Annotated in this window: 13 protein-coding genes; 6 read left to right on the forward strand and 7 right to left on the reverse strand. The window is 62.2% G+C overall.

Annotated features, from left to right (window positions below):
• Positions 1–214: 214 nt before the first annotated feature.
• A complete protein-coding gene (locus ACLI1P_RS05335; protein WP_411709582.1) occupies positions 215–3988 on the reverse strand; it encodes a multifunctional oxoglutarate decarboxylase/oxoglutarate dehydrogenase thiamine pyrophosphate-binding subunit/dihydrolipoyllysine-residue succinyltransferase subunit in 3774 nt (1257 codons plus the stop codon).
• Positions 3989–4146: 158 nt separating this feature from the next.
• A complete protein-coding gene (locus tag ACLI1P_RS05340; RefSeq protein ID WP_408930377.1) occupies positions 4147–4866 on the reverse strand; it encodes a hypothetical protein in 720 nt (239 codons plus the stop codon).
• A gap of 126 nt (positions 4867–4992) precedes the next feature.
• Here ACLI1P_RS05340 and ACLI1P_RS05345 point away from each other — a divergent pair, with 126 nt between their 5' ends.
• The 3 genes from ACLI1P_RS05345 (at position 4993) to ACLI1P_RS05355 (ending at position 8600) form a co-directional block, all read left to right on the forward strand.
• Positions 4993–6609, forward strand: a complete 1617-nt coding sequence (locus ACLI1P_RS05345; RefSeq protein ID WP_408930378.1) for a carboxylesterase/lipase family protein — start codon at positions 4993–4995, stop codon at positions 6607–6609.
• Positions 6610–6685: 76 nt separating this feature from the next.
• Positions 6686–7573 (forward strand): DNA primase, encoded by an 888-nt coding sequence (locus tag ACLI1P_RS05350; protein WP_408930379.1) that lies wholly within the window; start codon positions 6686–6688, stop codon positions 7571–7573.
• A gap of 169 nt (positions 7574–7742) precedes the next feature.
• A complete protein-coding gene (locus ACLI1P_RS05355; protein WP_296132916.1) occupies positions 7743–8600 on the forward strand; it encodes a hypothetical protein in 858 nt (285 codons plus the stop codon).
• Positions 8601–8650: 50 nt separating this feature from the next.
• Here ACLI1P_RS05355 and ACLI1P_RS05360 read toward each other — a convergent pair whose 3' ends face one another.
• Positions 8651–9160, reverse strand: a complete 510-nt coding sequence (locus tag ACLI1P_RS05360; protein WP_411709583.1) for a hypothetical protein — start codon at positions 9158–9160, stop codon at positions 8651–8653.
• Positions 9161–9252: 92 nt separating this feature from the next.
• Between ACLI1P_RS05360 and ACLI1P_RS05365 the strand changes: the two genes are divergently transcribed.
• Complete coding sequence (locus ACLI1P_RS05365) at positions 9253–10515, forward strand: MFS transporter (RefSeq protein WP_411709584.1); 1263 nt, start codon at positions 9253–9255, stop codon at positions 10513–10515.
• A 112-nt stretch (positions 10516–10627) separates the two neighbouring features.
• Positions 10628–11467: a MurR/RpiR family transcriptional regulator gene (locus ACLI1P_RS05370; RefSeq protein ID WP_408930381.1), complete on the forward strand. Its 840-nt coding sequence runs from the start codon at positions 10628–10630 to the stop codon at positions 11465–11467.
• A gap of 657 nt (positions 11468–12124) precedes the next feature.
• On the opposite strand, the gene ACLI1P_RS05375 is transcribed toward ACLI1P_RS05370, so the two are convergent.
• From ACLI1P_RS05375 to ACLI1P_RS05390, 4 genes are all read right to left on the reverse strand, one after another.
• The gene (locus ACLI1P_RS05375; protein ID WP_411709585.1) at positions 12125–15241 is read right to left on the reverse strand and encodes a DUF3427 domain-containing protein; all 3117 of its coding nucleotides are present in this window, start codon (positions 15239–15241) and stop codon (positions 12125–12127) included.
• Complete coding sequence (locus ACLI1P_RS05380; RefSeq protein ID WP_408930384.1) at positions 15238–15630, reverse strand: (deoxy)nucleoside triphosphate pyrophosphohydrolase; 393 nt, start codon at positions 15628–15630, stop codon at positions 15238–15240. The genes ACLI1P_RS05375 and ACLI1P_RS05380 overlap by 4 nt, the downstream gene beginning before the upstream one ends.
• Positions 15631–15671: 41 nt before the next feature.
• Positions 15672–15914, reverse strand: coding sequence for an arginase family protein (locus ACLI1P_RS05385; RefSeq protein ID WP_408930385.1), 243 nt, complete (start codon positions 15912–15914; stop codon positions 15672–15674).
• Positions 15915–16070: 156 nt separating this feature from the next.
• The gene (locus tag ACLI1P_RS05390; protein WP_408930386.1) at positions 16071–17453 is read right to left on the reverse strand and encodes an amino acid permease; all 1383 of its coding nucleotides are present in this window, start codon (positions 17451–17453) and stop codon (positions 16071–16073) included.
• A gap of 342 nt (positions 17454–17795) precedes the next feature.
• Between ACLI1P_RS05390 and ACLI1P_RS05395 the strand changes: the two genes are divergently transcribed.
• Positions 17796–19790 carry a DEAD/DEAH box helicase gene (locus tag ACLI1P_RS05395; protein ID WP_408930387.1) on the forward strand — a complete coding sequence of 665 codons (1995 nt, stop codon included), beginning with the start codon at positions 17796–17798 and terminating at the stop codon, positions 19788–19790.
• Positions 19791–19879 lie beyond the last annotated feature (89 nt).

Genomic DNA, 19879 nt, shown 5'->3' on the forward strand with positions numbered 1-19879 from the left:
CACGACTGCAAGAATCCGACGCGATAGACCTTCTGGAGGGGAAGAATTCGGGGCTAGCGTGGAGAAAACTTGCGGTAAGGGGAGCGCAGCCGACGAAAAGAACACCTGCGCAGGACGCAACTGGGGGAGTAGCTGCGCTGATGGATAAGACGTGAGAAAGGGCCCCAGCACCATGCGCGGTGCTGGGGCCCTGAGCGGCTCTCGCAGCTAAAGACTAGACGTCGAACGCCTCGTCCAGCAGGTTCTTCTGCTCAATCTGGTGAACCTTTGCGTTACCGGTAGCAGTGGAAGACTGCGCACGGCGGGACACGCGGACCATCTCCGGCATATCCGGGATGAGCTCGCGCAGGTGCTCGTTGTAGAACGGCCATGGGCCCTGGTTGGCCGGCTCGTCCTGGACAAAGCGAATCTGCTCAGCGTTCGGGTAAGACTCGAAGGCCTCACGCAGACGGTTGAACGGAATCGGGTGGAGCATCTCCACGCGGACGATGGCGATATCGTCGCGGCCGTCGGCCTCCTTCTTCTTCGCCAGCTCCCAGTAGAGCTTGCCGGAGACCAGCATGATGGTCTTGACCTTCTCGGCGTCGCCCACCTTGGAGCCATCGACGTCGAAGAAGTTCGGGTCGTTGATAACGGACTGGAACTTCTTGACCTCGGTGAAGTCGGCGACGGAGGAGGTGGCAGCCTTGTTGCGCAGCATGGACTTCGGGGTGAAGACCACGAGCGGGCGCTTCATCTCACCGAGGGCCTGGCGGCGCAGCAGGTGGAAGTGGTTGGCCGGGGTGGAAGGCTGAGCCACGGTCATGGAGCCCTCAGCACACAGCTGCAGGTAGCGCTCGATGCGGGCGGAGGAGTGGTCCGGGCCCTGGCCCTCGTAGCCGTGCGGCAGGAGCAGGATCAGGTTGGAGAGCTGGCCCCACTTGGCCTCACCGGAGGAGATGTACTCATCGATGATGGTCTGAGCACCGTTGGCGAAGTCACCGAACTGTGCCTCCCAGGCTACGACTGCATCGGGGTTGCCCACGGTGTAGCCGTACTCGAAGCCCATGCCGGCGTACTCGGTCAGCGCGGAGTTGTAGACCATGAACTTGCCGCCGTTGCCCTTTTCGGCTGCCAGGTGCGCAACCGGGTTGTATTCCTCGCCGGAATTCGGGTCAAAGGTGACGGCGTGGCGCTGGGTGAAGGTACCGCGGCGAGAGTCCTCGCCGGCCAGGCGGACAACCTTGCCGGAGTTGGCCAGGGAGCCAAAGGCGATGAGCTCGCCCCAGCCCCAGTCGATGCCACCTTCGCGGGAGGTCTTCTGGCGGTCCTTGGCCACCTTGCCCACGCGCTTGTGGTACTCGAAGCCCTCCGGCGGGGTGCCGTAGGCATCGCCGATTTCGGCAAGTTCCTCGGCGGTGATGGAGGTGTCCAGGCCCAGGGTGAGCTCCTGGGAGGAGGTGATGCCGGTCTGCTCGGACGGGCGTGCCTTCTCGGCTTCCTTGTGCTCGGTGAACACGGACTCCATCTGGTCGTGGAAGTCGCGCGCTGCGGCCTCCGCCTCGTCGTCGGAGAGGTCGCCGCGGCCGATGAGCTCCTCAGTGTAGCGCTCGCGCACCGACTTGTGGTCATCGATGATGTCGTAGAGGCGCGGCTGGGTCATGGACGGATCGTCGGCCTCGTTGTGGCCGCGCAGGCGGTAGCACACCAGGTCGATGAAGACGTCCTTGCCAAAGCGGCGGCGGTACTCGGTGGCCAGCTTGCCCACCCAGACCACGGCCTCCGGGTTGTCGCCGTTGACGTGGAAGACCGGGCAGTCAAAGCCCTTGGCCAGGTCGGTGGCGTAGTGCGTGGAGCGGCCAGAATCCGGGGTAGTGGTGAAGCCCACCTGGTTGTTGACCACCACGTGGACGGTGCCGCCGTTGGTGTAGCCGCGCAGCTGGGACAGGTTGATGGTCTCCTGGACAATGCCCAGGCCGGCGAAGGATGCGTCGCCGTGCAGGGTGACCGGAACCACGGTGTGGCCCTCCGGGCCCTTGTCCAGCAGGTCCTGCTTGGCGCGGGCGATACCTTCCATGACCGGGTTGACGGCCTCGAGGTGGGACGGGTTCGCAGCCAGGGTGACCTTGATTTCGCCATCACCAAACATCTGCAGGTGCTCGCCCTCGGCGCCGAGGTGGTACTTCACGTCGCCGGAGCCGCCGAGCTGGCCGCCCTTGTAGTTGCCGTCGAACTCACCGAAGATGTCCGCCAGCGGCTTGCCCACGATATTGAACAGGACGTTGAGGCGGCCACGGTGCGGCATGCCGATGACGACCTCGTCGAGGTCCTGGCCAGCCGCGGTGTCCACGATGGAATCCAGCAGCGGGATGAGGGACTCGGCGCCCTCGAGGGAGAAGCGCTTCTGGCCCACGTACTTGGTCTGCAGGAAGTTCTCGAAGGCCTCAGCGGCGTTAACTTTCTGCAGGATGTACTTCTGCTCGGAGTTAGTCGGCTTCGGCATGCCAGCCTCGATCTGCTCCTGCAGCCAGCTGCGCTCGTCGCGGTCCAGGATGTGGGCGTACTCGGAGCCCACCTTGAGGGTGTAGGCGCTGCGCAGACGGGTGACCACCTCGCGCAGGGTCATGGTCTCCTTGCCGCCGAAGCCGCCGACGTTGAAAGTGCGGTCCAAATCCCAGATGGTCAGGCCGTGCGTGGCCAGATCCAGGTCGCGGTGGTCCGGCCAGGGCAGGCCCGGCTGCTTCCAGCCCAACGGGTTGACGTCGGCAAGCAAGTGCCCACGCGAGCGGTAGGACTCGATGTACTGCATGACGCGCGTGTTCTTATCGACGCCCGTGTTGGGCACGTCAGACGCCCAGCGGAACGGCTGGTACGGCACGCCCATCGATTCGAAGAGCTCGTCCCAGAACGCATCGTCCAGAATGATCTCGCCGATGGTGCGCAGGAACTCGCCGGACTCCGCGCCCTGGATGACGCGGTGGTCGTAGGTGGAGGTCAGCGTCACCAGGCGGCCGACGCCCAGGTCAGCCAGGCGGTCGGCGGAGGTGCCGGCGAACTCAGCCGGGTAATCCATGGAGCCGACGCCGATAATGGAGCCGGCGCCCTTGGTGAGGCGGGCGATGGAGTGGCGGGTACCGATGCCACCCGGGTTGGTCAGGTTAATGGTGACGCCAGAGAAGTCATCCATCGTCAGCTTGTTCTTGCGGGAGCGGTCAACGATGTCCTGGTAGGCGTCAATAAACTCGGCGAAGGACTTGTTCTCCGCCTCCTTGATGGCGGCAACCACCAGCGCGCGGGAGCCGTCCTTCTGCGGCAGGTCGATGGCCAGACCCAGGTTAATGTGCTCCGGCTGGATAACGGACGGCTTGCCGTCCTTCTCCTCGTAGCGCACGTTCATATCCGGGTGGATCTGGACAGCCTTGACCAGCGCGTAGCCCAGGATGTGGGTAAAGGAAATCTTGCCGCCGCGGGTGCGCTTGAGGTGATCGTTGATCATGGAGCGGTTTTCCCACATCAGCTTCACCGGGATATCGCGCACGGTGGTAGCGGTGGGGATCTCCAGCGACTCGTCCATGTTCTTGGCAATGGCCTTGAACATGCCCTTCAGCGGGCGAGCGCCCGGCTCCGGGGCCTCCTTAATGCGGTCCAGTGGGGACGGGGAGCCGGCGTCCTTCTGAGTCTTAGACTTTGCGGCGGCCTTGGACTCCTTCTGCGGGGCCTTGTCTGCCTTGTCGGCCTTCTTGTCAGCCGGAGCCGAGGCGGCCGGCTTCTGCGCCTTGGCAGACTTGGCGTCCTGCGAGCCCTTGGCGGACTTAGCGGACTGAGCAGCCTTGGCGGACGGTGCCGACTGAGTGGAGGATGCCTTGGGCTGTGCGGCTGGCTTCGGCGCTCCGTTGGCCTCAAAGTACTCGCGCCACTCCTGATCGACGGAGTTGGGGTCCTTCGAATACTGCTGGAACTGTTCGTCAATCAGCCACGCGTTCGGGCCGTAGATGCTCGAGTTGCTCACGGCAGGTGTTCGCCTCTTTCTGTGCTTCTAAGTTTGTCTTGTTCGACTGTGTAAAAAGTAGGCCTTTTCGCGGGTGCACTCGGCACCCCGAAAGTGTCTCCCCACATGATACGGCCCCTGTAACTTCCCCCACTACCCCGGGCTGGGGAATTGCCCATTTACTCCCCCTGCAAAGGGGAGAGCTGGGTGGAAGCATGGTCAATGACTTGGCGCGCCAGTTTGCGGTTTGCGGTTGTTCCCAGCACCGCGCCCACACCCATGGGTAGCAGCTTGGCCACCCACGCCCACTTCAGCTTCTTCGTGGCCTGCTTCATGAACAGCTTGGCCAGGCGGCCGTTGATGCCGCTGAGCGTGGGGCCGGAAAAGCGCGACAGGGTAGCAGCAGACGTCATTCCGGACAGCGTTCCCACGTCACCGATGAACGTATCCACCAAGGCGCTGCCCTGGGAGCCGGTGAGGACCATGAGCACCAGCGTGCGCCGGTGCTCCTTGTCCCGGATATCGTCGCCCCGCAGGTGGGAGGACGCCAGGATGTACCAGGCGGAGGCCTCGAGGAAGACCAGGGACTCGGCGCCGATGGCAGCCGCACCGGAGATAAGCCCGATGCCGGGGATGGCGGAGGAGGCGCCGGCAGCGGCACCCGTGCCAGAGACAATGTTGAGGTAGTGCTTGTCAATGAGCTTCTGCAGCTCGGCCGTGCTGGCGTTCTTGTTGCGCTTCTTGAGCTTATCGACGTATCCGATGATGACGGAGGACTGTACAGAGACGACCTTGTTGACAACGTCCATGAACCCCTGGCTTATGCGGTTGGCGTCCTGGGAATTGAGCTTGTCCAGCGTCTCTGCGGAGTGCTTCTCATCAGTCTTGAACAATGGCATGGTGAAACTTTCCTAACTCTATTGACTCTATTGCTGATGTATCCACTCCACCGTAGCTAATTTTGTGCGAAGGCCGCTTTTACCATTCCCAGCGCGTACACAGTCCGCGGGTTTAGGGTGGTGGGTATGAGTGAGCAGGAATCCGAGCGCGCGATGGCGGACGATGGCCTGACCGTCCGCACGCGTGCGGGATGGGTGCGGGGTTCCCGGGAAGAGGAGCTGCGTCCGGATACGCCGCTGACTAGCCCTGTGCGGTCGTGGCGCGGCATTCCCTACGGTGCGGATACCTCGGGGCCCAACCGTTTCCTGGAGCCACGCCCGGCCCCGGCGTGGGAAGGGGTGCGGGACTGCTGGGAGTTTGGTCCGGTAGCACCGCAGCCGGTGTATTCGTGGACCGACCGCATCGAGGGGGCGGAGGATTGCCTAACTCTCGACGTCGTCCGGCCCGACACCGATGCTGCGGGTGAGGGTGACCAGCTGCCCGTGGTGGTCTACTTGCACGGCGGCAGCTTCATCCTCGGCTCTTCCCACATGCTTATGTTGCGCGGCTACGAGTTCGCCGCGCGCATGGACGTGGTTTACGTATCCATCAACTTCCGCCTCGGCGCGCTGGGCTATCTGGATGTGCGCAGCCTGGGAGGCGAGGCCTGCGCTAATCCGGCGGTGGCGGACCAGGTCTTAGCTCTGGAGTGGGTACGCGACAACATCGCGGCCTTCGGCGGGGATCCGGACAACGTGACGCTCATGGGTGAATCCGCCGGCGGGGCAGCAGTGCTGACCCTGATGGCAGTGCCGCGCGCCGAAGGCCTCTTCCACCGGGCGATTGCGCAGTCCCCGCCGATCGGCATGATCCACTCCCGGGCGCAGTCGATGTTCTGGGCCCGAGAGCTGGTGAACAAGATGGCGCTGCCGCGCGATACCAGTGCGGACGATCTGCGCGCGGAAAACTTCGCGGATCTCGTGCGCTCCGGGCAGTCCATGATGTGGCGCGCCGGGGAGCTGATGTACCTCAACTCCTGCTATGCGCCGACTGTCGACGGCGACCTGATCCCGCAACATCCCGTCGAGGCCTTCGAGGACGGCGCGCAGCACCCGGTGCCGTTGCTGGTGGGCACGAACTCGGGTGAGGCGAGCTTTGGCAAGTTCCTGTATCAGCGGCAGCGCTCCCGGGAGCGCGCCGCTCTGCGCCTGTTGGCCAGCTTCGATCCGGATAGCGCCCCGGACGTCGTTGCGGCGTACGGCGGCGCGGTGTCGCGACAGGGCTTCGGGGACTTGCTTACCGACGCTCTCTTTTGGGCCCCCACCGTCCGGGTCGCCTCCGAGCACTCTCGCCGCCATCCGACGTGGATGTACCGCTTCGACTTCACCCCGGGGGCACTGCGCTGGCTGGGACTCGGCGCGATGCACTCGATGGAGCTGTCCAACATTTTCGGCGATCCGGGTGCCTCGCGAGTGTCCTTCCTAACCACTATGGGCAGCTCTGCTGACATGGAGGAGGTGACGCAGTCGATGCAGGCGCAGTGGGCGTCCTTCATCCGCACCGGAGCTGCGCTGGAGGAGTGGCCGCGCTATCGCGCCCCAGAGCGCTCCACCATGGTTTTTGACGTGGAGCCGCAGGTAGTTAAGGCCCCGATGGAAAAGCGCCGCCAGGCGTGGGAGGATTACGACATGCTGGAGTGGGGCACCGGCCGGCCGGAGATTCTCCAGCGTCTGGGCTTCGCGCCCGACGGCCCAGCCCGATAGCCACGATCGCGGGTAGGATGTGGGGGGCCTTGGCAGCTGCCGAGGTGTCACTGCCACATGGATGGATGTTTACCACATGAGCTTTTTTGAAGATATCGCTTCTGCGCTGGACGCGGAGGGCATTGAGTCCCGCGTTAACGACGATGTGATGTTTGTGCCCATCACCTCGGACCTGGAAATTCAGTTTGTGGAAATTGACCCGCTACTGCCGGCGGCCAACGTGTACATTGCCGCGGCGGATGTGGACGAAGACGATGAGGACTTCGAGGCGGTGCTGGTGTCCGTGGCGTTCTCCGTGGAGGATGCCGTCGAGGCCGTCTCCCGCCACATCGCTACCGACCAGGTAGTGACGGTGCTCCGGGACCTGCTCGAGGGCACCGATGAGCGCATTGCGGAGCTGGAATTCATGCAGGATGAGTTCAACCCGAACCTCGTCGTGGCGGAGGTGGCCACCGATTCGGAGCTGCGCGTGCTCGTCGAAACAATTGACGGTGTTCCGAGTGCTGTGGTGCGCTTCCTGTCCTTCGACCTCGACGAAGAGGAGCTGGAGGAGCTCGAGGATGAGGCAATCGTGGAGCTGTGGGAGAACGACCCGTTGGGGGAGTTCGACACCGACGATGAGGATGACAGTGACTTCGACGGCTTCGACCCGCTGGCATTGTCCCCGGTAATTGAGGTCCCCGCCGAAGCCCTTGAGCTGGGTACCTACACCGACTTCGACCGCCTCTTTGACGTGCTCAGCCTTGTCTCCGATCAGGCATTGGACTGGGAAGCCCAGTTGGTCAGCGTCGAAGACCCGGACTTTGACGAGCCGGAGGTCTACGATCTCTTCGGTGCTGACGACGATGATGACGACGTCTTCTTCGACGACGATGAAGAAGATGCAGATGACGAAGACGCCGGAGACGACGTCGAAGACGGCGATGACGATGCTGATGCGGAAGGCGAGCGCGCACGCGACTAGGTGATGACAAGGTGACTAGTCCGGTCACACCGCCGCGCTCCATCCCGCCTAGGCCCGACCTTGCCCGCTTGGCCAAGCATTTGGCCCCTTCACCGGCTTGGCGGTGAGCTGCGCGCTAGGATGATCGGATAAATATCCACGAGTTCTTGAGTTTGGTGAGGAGTGGGCAGTGACCCATCCGGTTGAAGTGCCCTTTCGCGTTCAACGCATATGCGTGGGAGTGGCCTTGGCATTCGCCGCCGTTGCGTGGTCGCTGACGCTACGCCCCGGCTTTGCGTATGAAACCCACACCTTTTCATCGCCCTTAGGCGCCTCGGTGTGGGGCCTAAGCCTTGTAAGCGCCGCGTTTTTCTTTGCTGCCCAGTGGCGTTCACTGCGCAGCTACGCGGTCATCAACCCACTCCTCGCCATAGTGGTCAACTTGGTGTTGTCCTCCATCATTTTTGATCTCAATATCCCGCTCTACCTGGATACGGTGGGAACCGCGTTCATTGCCATCATCTACGGCCCTATTTTGGGTATGGGCACTGGTGTGCTGTCGCTGACGCTCTTTAGCGTGAGTAGCCCTTTGCTGTTGGCGTATCTGCCGCCGGTTATCGTGGCGGCCTATTTGATTGGTTGGCTAGCTCGCCGCGGCGTTTTCAAGCGGATGATATCGACGCTCTTGGCAGGCTACGGTGTGGGCATCATCGCCGCCTTGCTGTCTGCGGTGGCCACCATTTGCTCGCTAGATGAAAACGCGCAGCGGGGTCCTCGTGAGCTCAAGAACTTCTACCTGCTTCTCGTTCACGAGGAAGGGGTGGCGAACTTACTCCAGGCCTTGAGTTCCGATCCGATTGATAAGGCCTTTACCGTACTTCTTGTATGCTTGGGAATCCGCTTTGCCCCTGAGCCGATCCGCAGGCTGTTTGACTCCCCAGAGACACACCCCGCGGTGGAACGCGTGCTGACGGAGGACAGGTTCTCCATCGAGCTCGACCCAGAACCACCCCGGACGCTCACGGATCGTCTTCAGCGCTACCTGTAGAGAGGTATCTCTGGCGGAATGGTACGGACAGGTAGTAGCAGAGCCCGTACTTAGGCCGCTTGGCTAAAGCCCTCAAAGAGCGATAGCGGAGAGTGGACCGGGGTGTAGGTGTTATCTACCAACCACACGAACGTGGCCGCGCTGCTGCTGGAAATCTCGTGGACAGCTGAAACCAGTCCGGGCGGAACCAGCGCGCGTACCCACGCTTCTGCCAGCGAGGGGGAGACGGTTCGGCCTGAGGGGTCGGTGACTCGGACAGTGATGAGATACGAGGGCACGCGCTTTTCGCCGTAGCCCAATACGCGCGCTCGTGCGCGCTCGCCTACGCGGTGACGGGACACCGTCATGTTCAGTTCAGAACTGCTCATTCCTGGCACTTCTGGGAGCGCCTTGGAAGGTGGACGCCACTGCGGCGTCGGCCGCGCCAAGGAACGCGGGTGGCGCATGATGCTGTCGAGTGCGTGCAGGGTATCGTCGTGGTGGAAGAGAATATCGGCGGTAAGTTGTGCGGTGCTCGGCGGAACGGGGGACGTGGAGTGAATGCTGTTGTAGTTCTTCATGCTGCACACACTAGGAGGCGAGGTCGACACCCCCTTCGTGCAATAGAACTCATGTTCGATAATTTGCACGGGTGGGTACAGTGAGAGTCGCTATGACAGATAAGAGCAGAGATATTAAGGGGGCTACGACGGCCACGGACGCAGTGAAGATCCCACGCGAGATCTGGGTGATGGTCACCGCGGCCTTCATTATCGCGTTAGGTTATGGCCTGATTGCGCCACTATTGCCGCAGTTCATTGTGAGCTTCGATGTCTCGATGGCCGCGGCAGGATTGGTCGTCTCCATCTTCTCCGCCAGCCGCCTCATCTTTGCGCCAGTCGCCGGAAGGCTGATCGACCGCGTGGGCACGCGCGGCGTCTATATCGGCGGACTTCTCACCGTGGCGGTGACAACGGGGCTTGTAGGAATCGCGCAGGACTACTGGCACATCGTGCTCCTTCGGGCCATCGCAGGAATTGGCTCGACCATGTTCACCGTTGCGGCAATGGGGCTAATCGTCCGGCTCGCACCCGCTGAGATTCGCGGCCGCTGCTCGGCTACGTATGCCACGGCATTCTTGCTGGGCAACGTGATTGGCCCTTTGGTAGGCGCCAGCCTGTCGTTCCTTGGCTTCCGCTGGCCGTTTTTCATCTATGGTGTCGGTGTTGCGCTGGCAGCAGTTGTGGTCTGGGCGCAGATGCCGGCGGTAGATTCCGCGTCGGAGCGCTCCCATCGCTTGCCACCGATGCGCCTTTCGGAGGCCTGGGGTGACACGGCCTTTCGTGCGGTGCTGACGTCGAACTTTGCCCAAGGCTGGATCAATATGGGAGTGCGCGTGGCGGTGCTACCGCTTTTCGCTGCAGCAATTTTCCACAACGGTGCGGCCGCGTCGGGTGTTGCGCTGGCAGTGTTCGCCGCGGGCAACGCTACGGTGCTTCAGTTCTCGGGAACGTGGTCTGACCGCTATGGCCGCCGCCCCCTCATCCTCATCGGGCTGGTGGGCTCAGGAGTCTTCGTTGGCACCTTGGGGCTAGCGGATTCCGTATGGCAGCTGCTGCTACTGTCTGCGCTCGCCGGCGGCTCGTCGGCGCTCATTGCGCCCTCGCAGCAGGCTGCCATCGCGGACGTCGTCGGCAGTACTCGCTCCGGCGGTCAGGTTCTGTCCGCGTTCCAGATGGCCGGTGACTTCGGGCAGATTATGGGGCCTATCGTGATTGGATTCCTGGCGGACCGCTACGGCTTTGCTGTGGCATTTGGGTTGTGTGGAGTGGTCGCGCTCGGCGGTGTTGTTGCGTGGGCATTCGGGCGCGATACGTTGGCGGATAGGAAGATTATTTTGCGTCCTCTGCGTCGTCGGTATAGCCGCAACCAATAGCTACTTGAAAGGTAATAAATTGCTTATCTTGTGGGAGGTAAACGGGGGAGAGGATCGTGAAAATTTATCTGATTTAGTCGCTATTGGGAAATTTTTTTGTTAGTATGGCCGTGTGAATTTTCAACAGAGGGTGGAGCGACACCGGTCGGAGCTGAGTAGGGCGGACGAGGCAGTTGTGGATGTCTTGTTGAGCCGCCCGCAGGAAGCTGCACTGTGGCGCGGTGAGGACGTTGCTGCCAAGGCTGGCGTGCACGGCTCCGCGGTGACGCGTACCGCGAAGAAGCTGGGGTACAAGGGCTACTTGGAGCTGCGCCAAGAGCTCCGCATGCTGCATGACCAGTACCTGGCTGCTGAGCAATCCAGCGGCCGCCGAGGGTTCCGCAACGACGCCGGACAGACCATCCTCGGCCGTCTAGTGACCCAGGAGATGGATTCACTCTCCGCGGCCTCGAGCAGCGTTGACCAGCACTCTGTGAACAAGGCTGCGGACCTAGTGATGAACGCGCGCGACATTTATATCTACGGCCGCGGCAACTCCATCCCGCTGTGCGATCAGGCTGAGCGCCGCCTGCGCTGCCTGGGCCGCTCCGTCCGTGGACTGGCCGGCAAGACCGATCAGGATATCGCGGAGCAGCTTCTGCTCATGGGGGACCGGGACCTTCTGATTGTCTTCGCATTCCGTCGCTCCACCCGTTCCCTGCGGCAGCTGCTGAACTACGCCGAAAGCGTCAATTGCATGGTCATCCTCATTACTGATGATCTGCGCATCGTGCACCCCGTGCCAGTGGTGACGCTGGCCGCACCGCGTGGCGATGAAGGATCGTTTACCACCCTGTCGGTCCCCATGCTCATGCTCAACGCCATCGTGCTGTCCATTCTCCAGCGCTACGAGCATGACGTGCAGCCTTACCGCGATAAGCTGCAGAATATCCTCTTGGGGTTTGAGGTCTAGGGTCCTCACTCACCGCCAGGGGTGAACATAAAAAGACCGCCGATACAGCAAGCTAAAAGAGCGGAGCTGTACCGGCGGTGTTGTTGTAAGTAGTGCCTAGCCAGTCGGGCGGGCCTTCTGGCTGCATGCTGCCCACCGTGGCGCGTGGCGCAGGGCCGACTTGAAGGAAGCGCGTTCGCGGTAGCGAGTGAAGCCGTAGGAAGAGGTGCTCCAGCCGCCGTCGGTTCGACTCGACGGCTTGCGGCTATGGTCGCTGGCGGCTTCCATCTCTCTCCTTCACGGTGGCAGTGGCTAGGGGCTATGTTAAGGCATTCCAAACGCCCATACTGATAAGAGAATGTTAAATAACAATTGGGTCTCCGTCAATCCGCGCGTTACTACTTTTGCCATTCGGGGGTAATTTATTGTTGCCACTGTCCACAATTACGAGCTCTGGAATTCCCGCTATGCAGTTAGTTTGTGATGACATCTCAGCTGACGGGGGGATAATTTCACGATGGATGGAACGAATATCCTAGGGGTCTGCTAAACCTGAAAATTCTTATTGCATTTCGATTAAACACGGATAATTCGTTTGCAAAATAGGAAGTGTGGAGCGCCGGTGCGGGTGCCAGATGAGGCCGTGCTTGGCGACGACATGGCGGTCGTCCGCCAGGCCTAAGCGACGGTCCGCCCAGCGGCATAGAGCTGCTTGGGCATGTGGCGGCGCAGGCTCCACTCAAACTGGATCGGCTTCTCTCCGCGGTGCGAGACGTAGTCGACACTTCCCAAGAAAGTGTAGGCAGCTGCCGTATCCACCCCATTTTTCTTATTAAATCGTGTGGCGACGATGATATTTCCACCCAATTCGTGGTGGTGGATATAGCGCTTCGCCATCGCAGATTTCAGTGACGTGGTGGACTGAGATTCCCAGTGCAGGCGGTCCGGAGAGAGGGGATAGTCCCGGTAATTTGTCGTTGCGCTGACGTTGTCGTCTTTGTGAAAGGTCACCAGGAACAGGTCGGTATTCGAGGCGTCGAAGCGCTTGACCCCCTCGCGGGGAAGGTAGGCGAGGGAGCTTAGTGGTCCGTCGTCCAGCGCGCCTACTAGCTCGGCCAAGCTGTAGTCCGCGTGGGTTTCCAAGATGCTTATCGACGATGGTTGGGGAATAACGCGGGAGCGGTCCACGCTAAGCCGCATTACCTGGTTGAGCTCAGCCGAAAACGCGGGATAACTCCGCAGAATTGCCAGGGCTTCGTTAAGAGTGGAAGGAATAGTGGTGTTGGAATTCGCCCACAAGGCGAGCACCAGCATGGTGGCATATCGCTTCATCTCCGGGGACATGTCGCGCTCTACCGGACCGTCCGGTGCGATGAGCTGTCTGTATGCGTTCATACGTGCAGCGTCGTTTACGTGGAGCAGGACTCGGATTCGGCTGAGCAGGAAAGCTTCCATCTCTACGGCGGAGCCTTCAGGTGCTAGGTTTACGTCGCGGAGGAGAGTTGTCCACGTGATTCCTTTGCGCCGGTAGATGTCCTCGACAGGTACTCCCGATCGATCAACGAATGCCGCGAGATCAGTAGTGTTCTGCTCCGAAACAAGTGCGCGAATCTTCTTTACGGAAGTGCGGGCAAGTCGACGGACGTTTGCGAGCACACGTTCCGTGGTGGCGCGGTCGAGCGTGATATTTGATCCGGGTGGGGCAGAGGGGAAGCCTCCCTCTATCTCTTCGACAAACCGCTTGCCGCGCGCTGGGGTAAGGGCCTTGAAGCGTTCCTCAAAGTTGAACTCCTCATGCTGCAGCCCGAGGAAGTCGAAGACTGTGCAGGCGTCTTTGCCGTGGTGCAGGCGCAGTCCGCGGCCGAGCTGCTGGACGAAGAGCACCGGGCTTTGCGTCGGGCGCAGCAGGAGAAGAGTGTTAACGGCGGGGATATCAACGCCCTCGTTGAAAATATCGACGGAGAAGATGACCTTCACTTCGCCGCTTTCTAGTTGGGCGATGGAATCCCGGCGCTCCTGCAGGCTTTGCTTCGAGCTCACGGCGAGGGACGGGATGCCGAAGTTCGAGAACTGCTCAGCCATGTATTCGGCGTGGTCAATGGATACGCAGAAGCCCAGGGCTTTCATCTGGTTGAGGTCGACAATGCGCCGATTGAGCTCGTTAATGATGAACCGGGTCCGCTTCTCGCCCGCTTTGATGTAGAGCTCATTCAGCTCTGAAGTCTTGTAGCCCTTCTTGCCGCGAACCCAGGTCAGACTGGTGAGATCTGTGTTGTCGTCTACTCCGTAGTAGTGCAGCGGCGTTAGGAGCTGGAGGCGCAATGCATCCCAGAGACGCAGCTCGTGCGCTACGCGGTAGTCGAAATATTTCTGAATGTTCTCGCCGTCGCCTCGCTCGGGGGTAGCGGTCAATCCGAGGAGCTCTCGCGGGTGCAGGTAGTCCAGGAGCGCGCGATACGTCGCGGCTTCTGCGTGGTGGAATTCGTCGATAACGACAACCTCAAAATGGTCGGCAGCCAGGCGGTTGAGCCGCTTCCCGCTCAGGGATTGGACGCTGGCGAAAACGTGATCCCACTGGCGGGGCTCGTCGCCGCTGACGAGAAGCTCACCGAAGTCTGAGGCTTGAAGCACTTCTCGGTAGGTGCGCTGCGCCTGCAGCAGTATCTCGCGGCGGTGGGCTACGAAAAGCAGACGTGGGCGGCGCCCGTATTCTTCGCACAACCGGCGATAGTCGAGTGCTGCCACAACGGTCTTGCCCGTACCTGTTGCTGCGATGAGCAAATTCTTGTGCCGATCGTGGACCTCTCGCTCCGAGCGCACTGCCTCCAGCATTTCTTCCTGGTAGGGGTAGGGCTCGACGCGGAGACCAGAGAGCTCGAGTGCTTCTGACTTCTTTCCGCCCAAGTGTCGGGCACTGCGGAGTGCATCATCGAGGCGCTCGAAGTCGTCCTTGGGGTCAAAGGGCTTGAAGTGGTTGTCGTACCAGTAGCTATCGAAGGTCTTGGTGAACTTCTCGATGATTTCCGGAGTCGAGGTGCGGGTGCCGCGGACGTTCCACTCCCAGCCGTCGACAAGCGCGGAGCGAGACAAATTTGAGCTACCGATGAAGGCGGTGTCGAAGCCGGACGTGCGGCGGAAGAGCCACGCTTTGGCGTGCAGGCGGGTGGATTTGTGTTCGTAGCAGATTCGCACCTCGGCGTTGTAGTCTTCCACCAGCCTTTGCACTGCGGCAGCCTCCGTGGCGCCGCAATACGTCGAGGTGATGACACGCAGTGGAATCTGGTGATCTCGCAGATACTCCAGCTCGTTGCTAATGACGGAGATGCCCGAGCCCTTGATGAATGCGCACAGCAGGTCCACCGAGTCTGCCGTGCGGATTTCGCGGGCAATTTCCACCGACATGTTCGTGTCCCCGACGCTATTGGTAAACAGCGCAGACTTGTTGAGCGATACCTCCGGAAGCTCTGGGGGCTGTGCCAGCTCTGAGTTGTACATGGCATAGAGCAGCTGTTCTGCAGTTATGGTCTCGTCGGCTCCGAGGTGCTGGGCCAGGTTGTTGATGAGGGCGACCCGGTCCTCGGGGTTGCGAATCTCGGTGAGGCGGTCTTCCAAAACACGCGCGAAGTGCTGCGAGACTGCGGCGGCAAAGCGGGGGCTGACTGATGCGGTTGCAGGTTCCGTGATGGCAGATGCAGCAGTGGGCACAGCTTTGATTGTTTCGGCAAGGCGTTCATGGACGCGCGCGGTTACCGGGGTTTCGTAAATGCCAAAGGGAAGGACGGAATCGGAAGTCATAGGTGAGAAGAGATGAGTTGGACAGCGGGCACGTCTGCCGGGGCCCACTCCAGTTCCAGGGCCTCGGCAGCGGTGACCCACCTCGTTGCGTCGTGGTCGGTGAGTAAGAGCTCTCCGGAGACGATGGTGCAGTAATAGGTGGAGAGCTCGATGGTGCCGAACTCATACTCATGCACGGTCGTGGTGACGGGATCTCCCACAGTGGCGGTCAGGGATAGCTCTTCGGCGAGTTCGCGGGCAAGTGCCTGCTGCGGGGTTTCGCCGGGCTCAATCTTTCCGCCGGGAAATTCCCATGTGCCAGCCAGCGGCTTTCCGGGGGCCTTGCGGCACGCTAGGAAGCGGTTGCCGTCGACAAAGACGGCGGCGACGACTCGTATGGGGGAGCTCATGGGAACAGTATGCCGGCTGGGGCCGGCCAGAGCGAGACAATTTATGCAGTGGCGCCTGAAAAGTGCGCAGTCACAATATCGTCGATAAGCCGCGCGGCCAGCTTGGCGGTGCGGGCGTCGAGGTCGAAGGTGGGGTTGAGCTCCACGACGTCGACAAGCGCGAGGCGTCCCGTGGAGGCGATGGTGAGCGCGAGCTCGCGGATGATGGCGGCCGGAACGCCCTGGCCGGCGGGCAACGCTGCCAGGCCCGCTGCCGCGCCGGGGCGGCCGTGGTTGCGCGCCACGCCCTCGTTGGATGCAAAGCCCAGCAGTGCAATGCCCGGGGCCGCATCCGGAGTGGCAGTGTCTAGCGGCTTGATCGTGCTGTGCCAGCGCGCGTGCTCACTGCCAGGGCCGTCGGAGCGCCCGGTCCACTCGGGGCGGAAATTCTGGAGGAACTTTTAGGAGCCGGCGGCCCCTGCCTCGGAGGCGGTGGCGCGGCTGCGGCGGCCGGTGAGGTAGAAGATGCCCGTCATGATGAGGATGAAGGCAACGCCCACCGCCAGTGCCGGACGATACTGTGCCTGCCATGCCATGATGCCAAAAGTAAAGGCGATGAAGGCGATGGCGAAGTATTGGCCCCACGGCCAGAACGGGACCGTGTAGGTGAGCTCGGCTTGCTCCCGGGTGGGCATCTTCCGGCGGGAGGCCAGGTGCGCGAGCAAAATCATCAGCCACACGTAGATGGTGGCGAAGGTGGCCAGGGAGGCGATGACCTCAAAGACGTTGTCCGGGATGAGCGCGTTGAGGGCGGTGCCAATGATGAGGACGATGAGGAGGATGACCATGGTCATGACCGGCACGCCGCGCGTCTTCTTCGCCATGACCTGCGGGGCGAGGTTCTGGCGAGCCAGCCCGGTGAGCACGTTGCCCGCACCGAAGAGGTCGGCGTTGATGGCAGAGACCGCGGCGGTGATGACCACGACGTTGAGGGCGGCCGCCGCCCAGGACACGCCCAGGGTGGAGAAGATTTGGACGAAGGGGCTTTCCGCACCCGTGATGCTGCGCCACGGATTGATCATGAGGATGACCAGGATGGCCAGCACGTAAAACAGGAGGATGCGCACCGGGATGGTGTTGACGGCCTTGGGCACGGACTTCTCTGGGTCTTCGGCCTCTGCGCTCGCCACGCCCACGATTTCGGTGCCGCCGAAAGCGAAGAGGACCAAGATGAAGGACGCCACCATGCCGGAGGGGCCATTGGGGAAGAATCCGCCGTCGTTGACCAGATTGGCCGGCCCGGTGGTCTCCGCGGTGGAGAGGCCGAAGACTAAGACGGCCACGCCGCCGAGGATCATCGCCACCACCGCGCCGACCTTGACGATGGTAAAGGCGAACTCCAGCTCGCCGAAGGCCTTGACGGTGGCCAGGTTGGCGCCGCCGACCAGCAGGAGGGTGGCCGCGACCCAGACCCATTGCGGCGAGCCGGGGAACCAGAACTGCATGTAGACGCCGATGGCGGTGAGGTCCGCCAGTGCCACAATGACCATCTCGAAGGCAAACATCCAGCCGGTGATGTAGCCCGCCCAGGGGCCGAGGAAGGTGCGGGCGTATTCGGCGAAGGAGCCGGTGACCGGGTGATGCACGGACATCTCACCCAGCGCGCGCAGGAGGAAGTACACCACCGCGCCGCCGAGGAAGTAGACCAGCAGTACTGAGGGGCCGGCGGCCTGGATGGCGCTGGCGGAGCCGTAGAACAGGCCGGTGCCGATGGCGGAGCCGAGCGCGATGAAGTGCAAGTGGCGATGTTTCAGGCCGCTTCGCTGAGGCGTGGATTCTGGCACTAGTCCTCCTTAGGCAGCTGGGTGCATGCTGGGCGGCATGGCGCGACAAAGGTCATGTGATGCTACTTTCCTCCTTGTTAAGCGCAGGGTCAATTTATTAGCTAAAGCGTGTGTGACCGGGTGCGTGTGGGGCGTTCGGAGTGGTCAGAGTAAAGGGACCGTACGAGTAGCACCCTATGAACGAAACCGCATGTTTCGGCCTGGGGTTTTGCAATTATGGGGTGATAAATGGTTCCTTTGCTCTCTCCGTGCCTGCCCGGTGTCCTCCCCAGGTGCAGAAAGTGCAGTCCTGTGCGGGGGGAATAGCTAATCTCACTGCAGTGCCGTACTCTGGTTTGGGCAATGAGCATTACCGATAACGCCACCGGCGGCGTGAACGAGCCGGAAGAATTCAATAAGTCGGAATCTCAGGAAAACTCGCAAGGTGGCGAGGCGCAGGACGCCTCGCAGGTGAACAACCAGGACACCGGGGCTGCGAATAACCCTGAGGACACCGGCGCTGAAGATACTTCAGCCACTGACAATTCCCAGGGTTTTGCACACCTCGGCCTGCCTGATGATGTTCAGGCCGCCGTCTCCAAGGTGGGCTTCACCCAGCCATCCCCAATCCAGGCAGAGACCATCCCGATCCTCATGGAGGGTCGCGACGTCGTCGGCCTGGCCCAGACCGGTACGGGTAAGACCGCGGCCTTCGCGCTGCCGGTGCTGTCCCAGATCGATACCGATGCCCGCCACCCGCAGGCACTCGTCCTCGCGCCCACGCGGGAGCTGGCCCTCCAGGTCGCGGACTCCTTCCAGTCCTTCGCCGACCACCTGGGCCGCATCGAGGTCCTGCCCATCTACGGCGGTCAGGCCTACGGCATCCAGCTCTCTGGCCTGCGCCGCGGCGCGCAGGTCATCGTGGGTACCCCGGGCCGCGTCATCGACCACCTGGAGAAGGGCTCGCTGGACATCTCGCAGCTGCGCTTCCTCGTCCTCGATGAGGCGGACGAGATGCTCAACATGGGCTTCCAGGAAGACGTCGAGCGCATCCTGGAGGACACCCCGGAGGACAAGCAGGTGGCACTTTTCTCCGCCACCATGCCGAACTCCATCCGCCGCCTGTCCAAGCAGTACCTCAACAACCCGGCGGAGATCACGGTCAAGTCGGAGCGCCGCACCAATGACAACATCACGCAGCGCTTCCTTCTGACCCCGCACCGCCACAAGATGGACGCGTTTACCCGCATCCTTGAGGTCATCGACTACGACGCCATCATTGTCTTCTGCCGCACCAAGCACGAGACCGAAGAGGTGGCGGACAACCTCAAGGACGCCGGGTACAACGCCGCCGCCATCAACGGCGATATTGCGCAGCAGCAGCGCGAGCGCACCGTGGACCAGCTCAAGGACGGCCGCCTGGACATCCTGGTGGCCACCGACGTGGCTGCCCGCGGTCTCGACGTCGAGCGCATCACTCACGTGGTCAACTACGACATCCCGAACGACACCGAGTCCTACGTGCACCGTATCGGCCGCACCGGCCGCGCGGGCCGCAGCGGTGAGGCGATCCTCTTCGTTACCCCGCGCGAGCGCCGCATGCTCCGCTCCATCGAGCGCGTCACCAACGCTCGCTTGGAAGAGATGGAGCTGCCTACTGCCGACGAAGTCAATGCGAAGCGCAAGGAGAAGTTCTTCGCCTCCATCGGCGCCTCCCAGCAGGATAAGCAGTTCGACTTCTTCCGCGACATGGTGCGCGAGTACTCCGCAGCGGAAAACGTGGCGATGGATGACATCGCCGCCGCTTTGGCCGTGCAGCTGCAGGGCGGACAGGACTTCCTGCTCAAGGAGCGCCCGGTCAGCAAGAAGGATCGCCGCGAGCGCGACCGCTTCGACCGCGACGGCCGTGGCCGCGACCGCGACCGTGGTGGGCGAGGACGCGACCGTGACCGCGGTCCGCGCCGCCCGGATGGGGACTTTGAGACCTACCGCTTGGACGTGGGCAAGCGCCAGGGCGTGCGCCCGGGTGCCATCGTGGGCGCACTGGCCAACGAGGGCGGTCTGATCTCCAAGGACTTCGGCCGCATCACGATTGCCGTGGGCCACACCTTGGTGGACCTGCCGAAGAACCTGGACCCGGCTGTGCTGGACCGCCTGAAGGATACCCGCATCTCCGGCCAGCTCATCAAGATCCAGAAGGACACCGGCCGCCCGCCGCGCCGCAACTTTGACAACGATCGGGATGGCCGCGGTGGCCGCGACCGGGGTGGCCGCGGTGGCCGTGGTGGCTACCGGGACCGTGACCGCGGCGGACGCGACAGGGACCGTGGCGGACGCCGCGGCGGCTGGCGCGACTAGTCTCCCCAGAACGCCAAAACCTCCCGAGCTCTACCCTTCCCCCTCACTCAGATAAACACTCTGCGTGGGGATGGGGGAGAGGAGCTCGG

The organism is Corynebacterium tardum, assembly GCF_046717785.1.
GTDB lineage: Bacteria > Actinomycetota > Actinomycetes > Mycobacteriales > Mycobacteriaceae > Corynebacterium.

Bases quoted from the DNA above. Each gene is read 5' to 3' on its own strand.
- ACLI1P_RS05340 (WP_408930377.1), bottom strand. From the start codon at position 4,866: ATGCCATTGTTCAAGACTGATGAGAAGCACTCCGCAGAGACGCTGGAC.
- ACLI1P_RS05345 (WP_408930378.1), top strand. From the start codon at position 4,993: ATGAGTGAGCAGGAATCCGAGCGCGCGATGGCGGACGATGGCCTGACC.
- ACLI1P_RS05350 (WP_408930379.1), top strand. From the start codon at position 6,686: ATGAGCTTTTTTGAAGATATCGCTTCTGCGCTGGACGCGGAGGGCATT.
- ACLI1P_RS05360 (WP_411709583.1), bottom strand. From the start codon at position 9,160: ATGAAGAACTACAACAGCATTCACTCCACGTCCCCCGTTCCGCCGAGC.
- ACLI1P_RS05365 (WP_411709584.1), top strand. From the start codon at position 9,253: ATGACAGATAAGAGCAGAGATATTAAGGGGGCTACGACGGCCACGGAC.
- ACLI1P_RS05375 (WP_411709585.1), bottom strand. From the start codon at position 15,241: ATGACTTCCGATTCCGTCCTTCCCTTTGGCATTTACGAAACCCCGGTA.
- ACLI1P_RS05380 (WP_408930384.1), bottom strand. From the start codon at position 15,630: ATGAGCTCCCCCATACGAGTCGTCGCCGCCGTCTTTGTCGACGGCAAC.
- ACLI1P_RS05395 (WP_408930387.1), top strand. From the start codon at position 17,796: ATGAGCATTACCGATAACGCCACCGGCGGCGTGAACGAGCCGGAAGAA.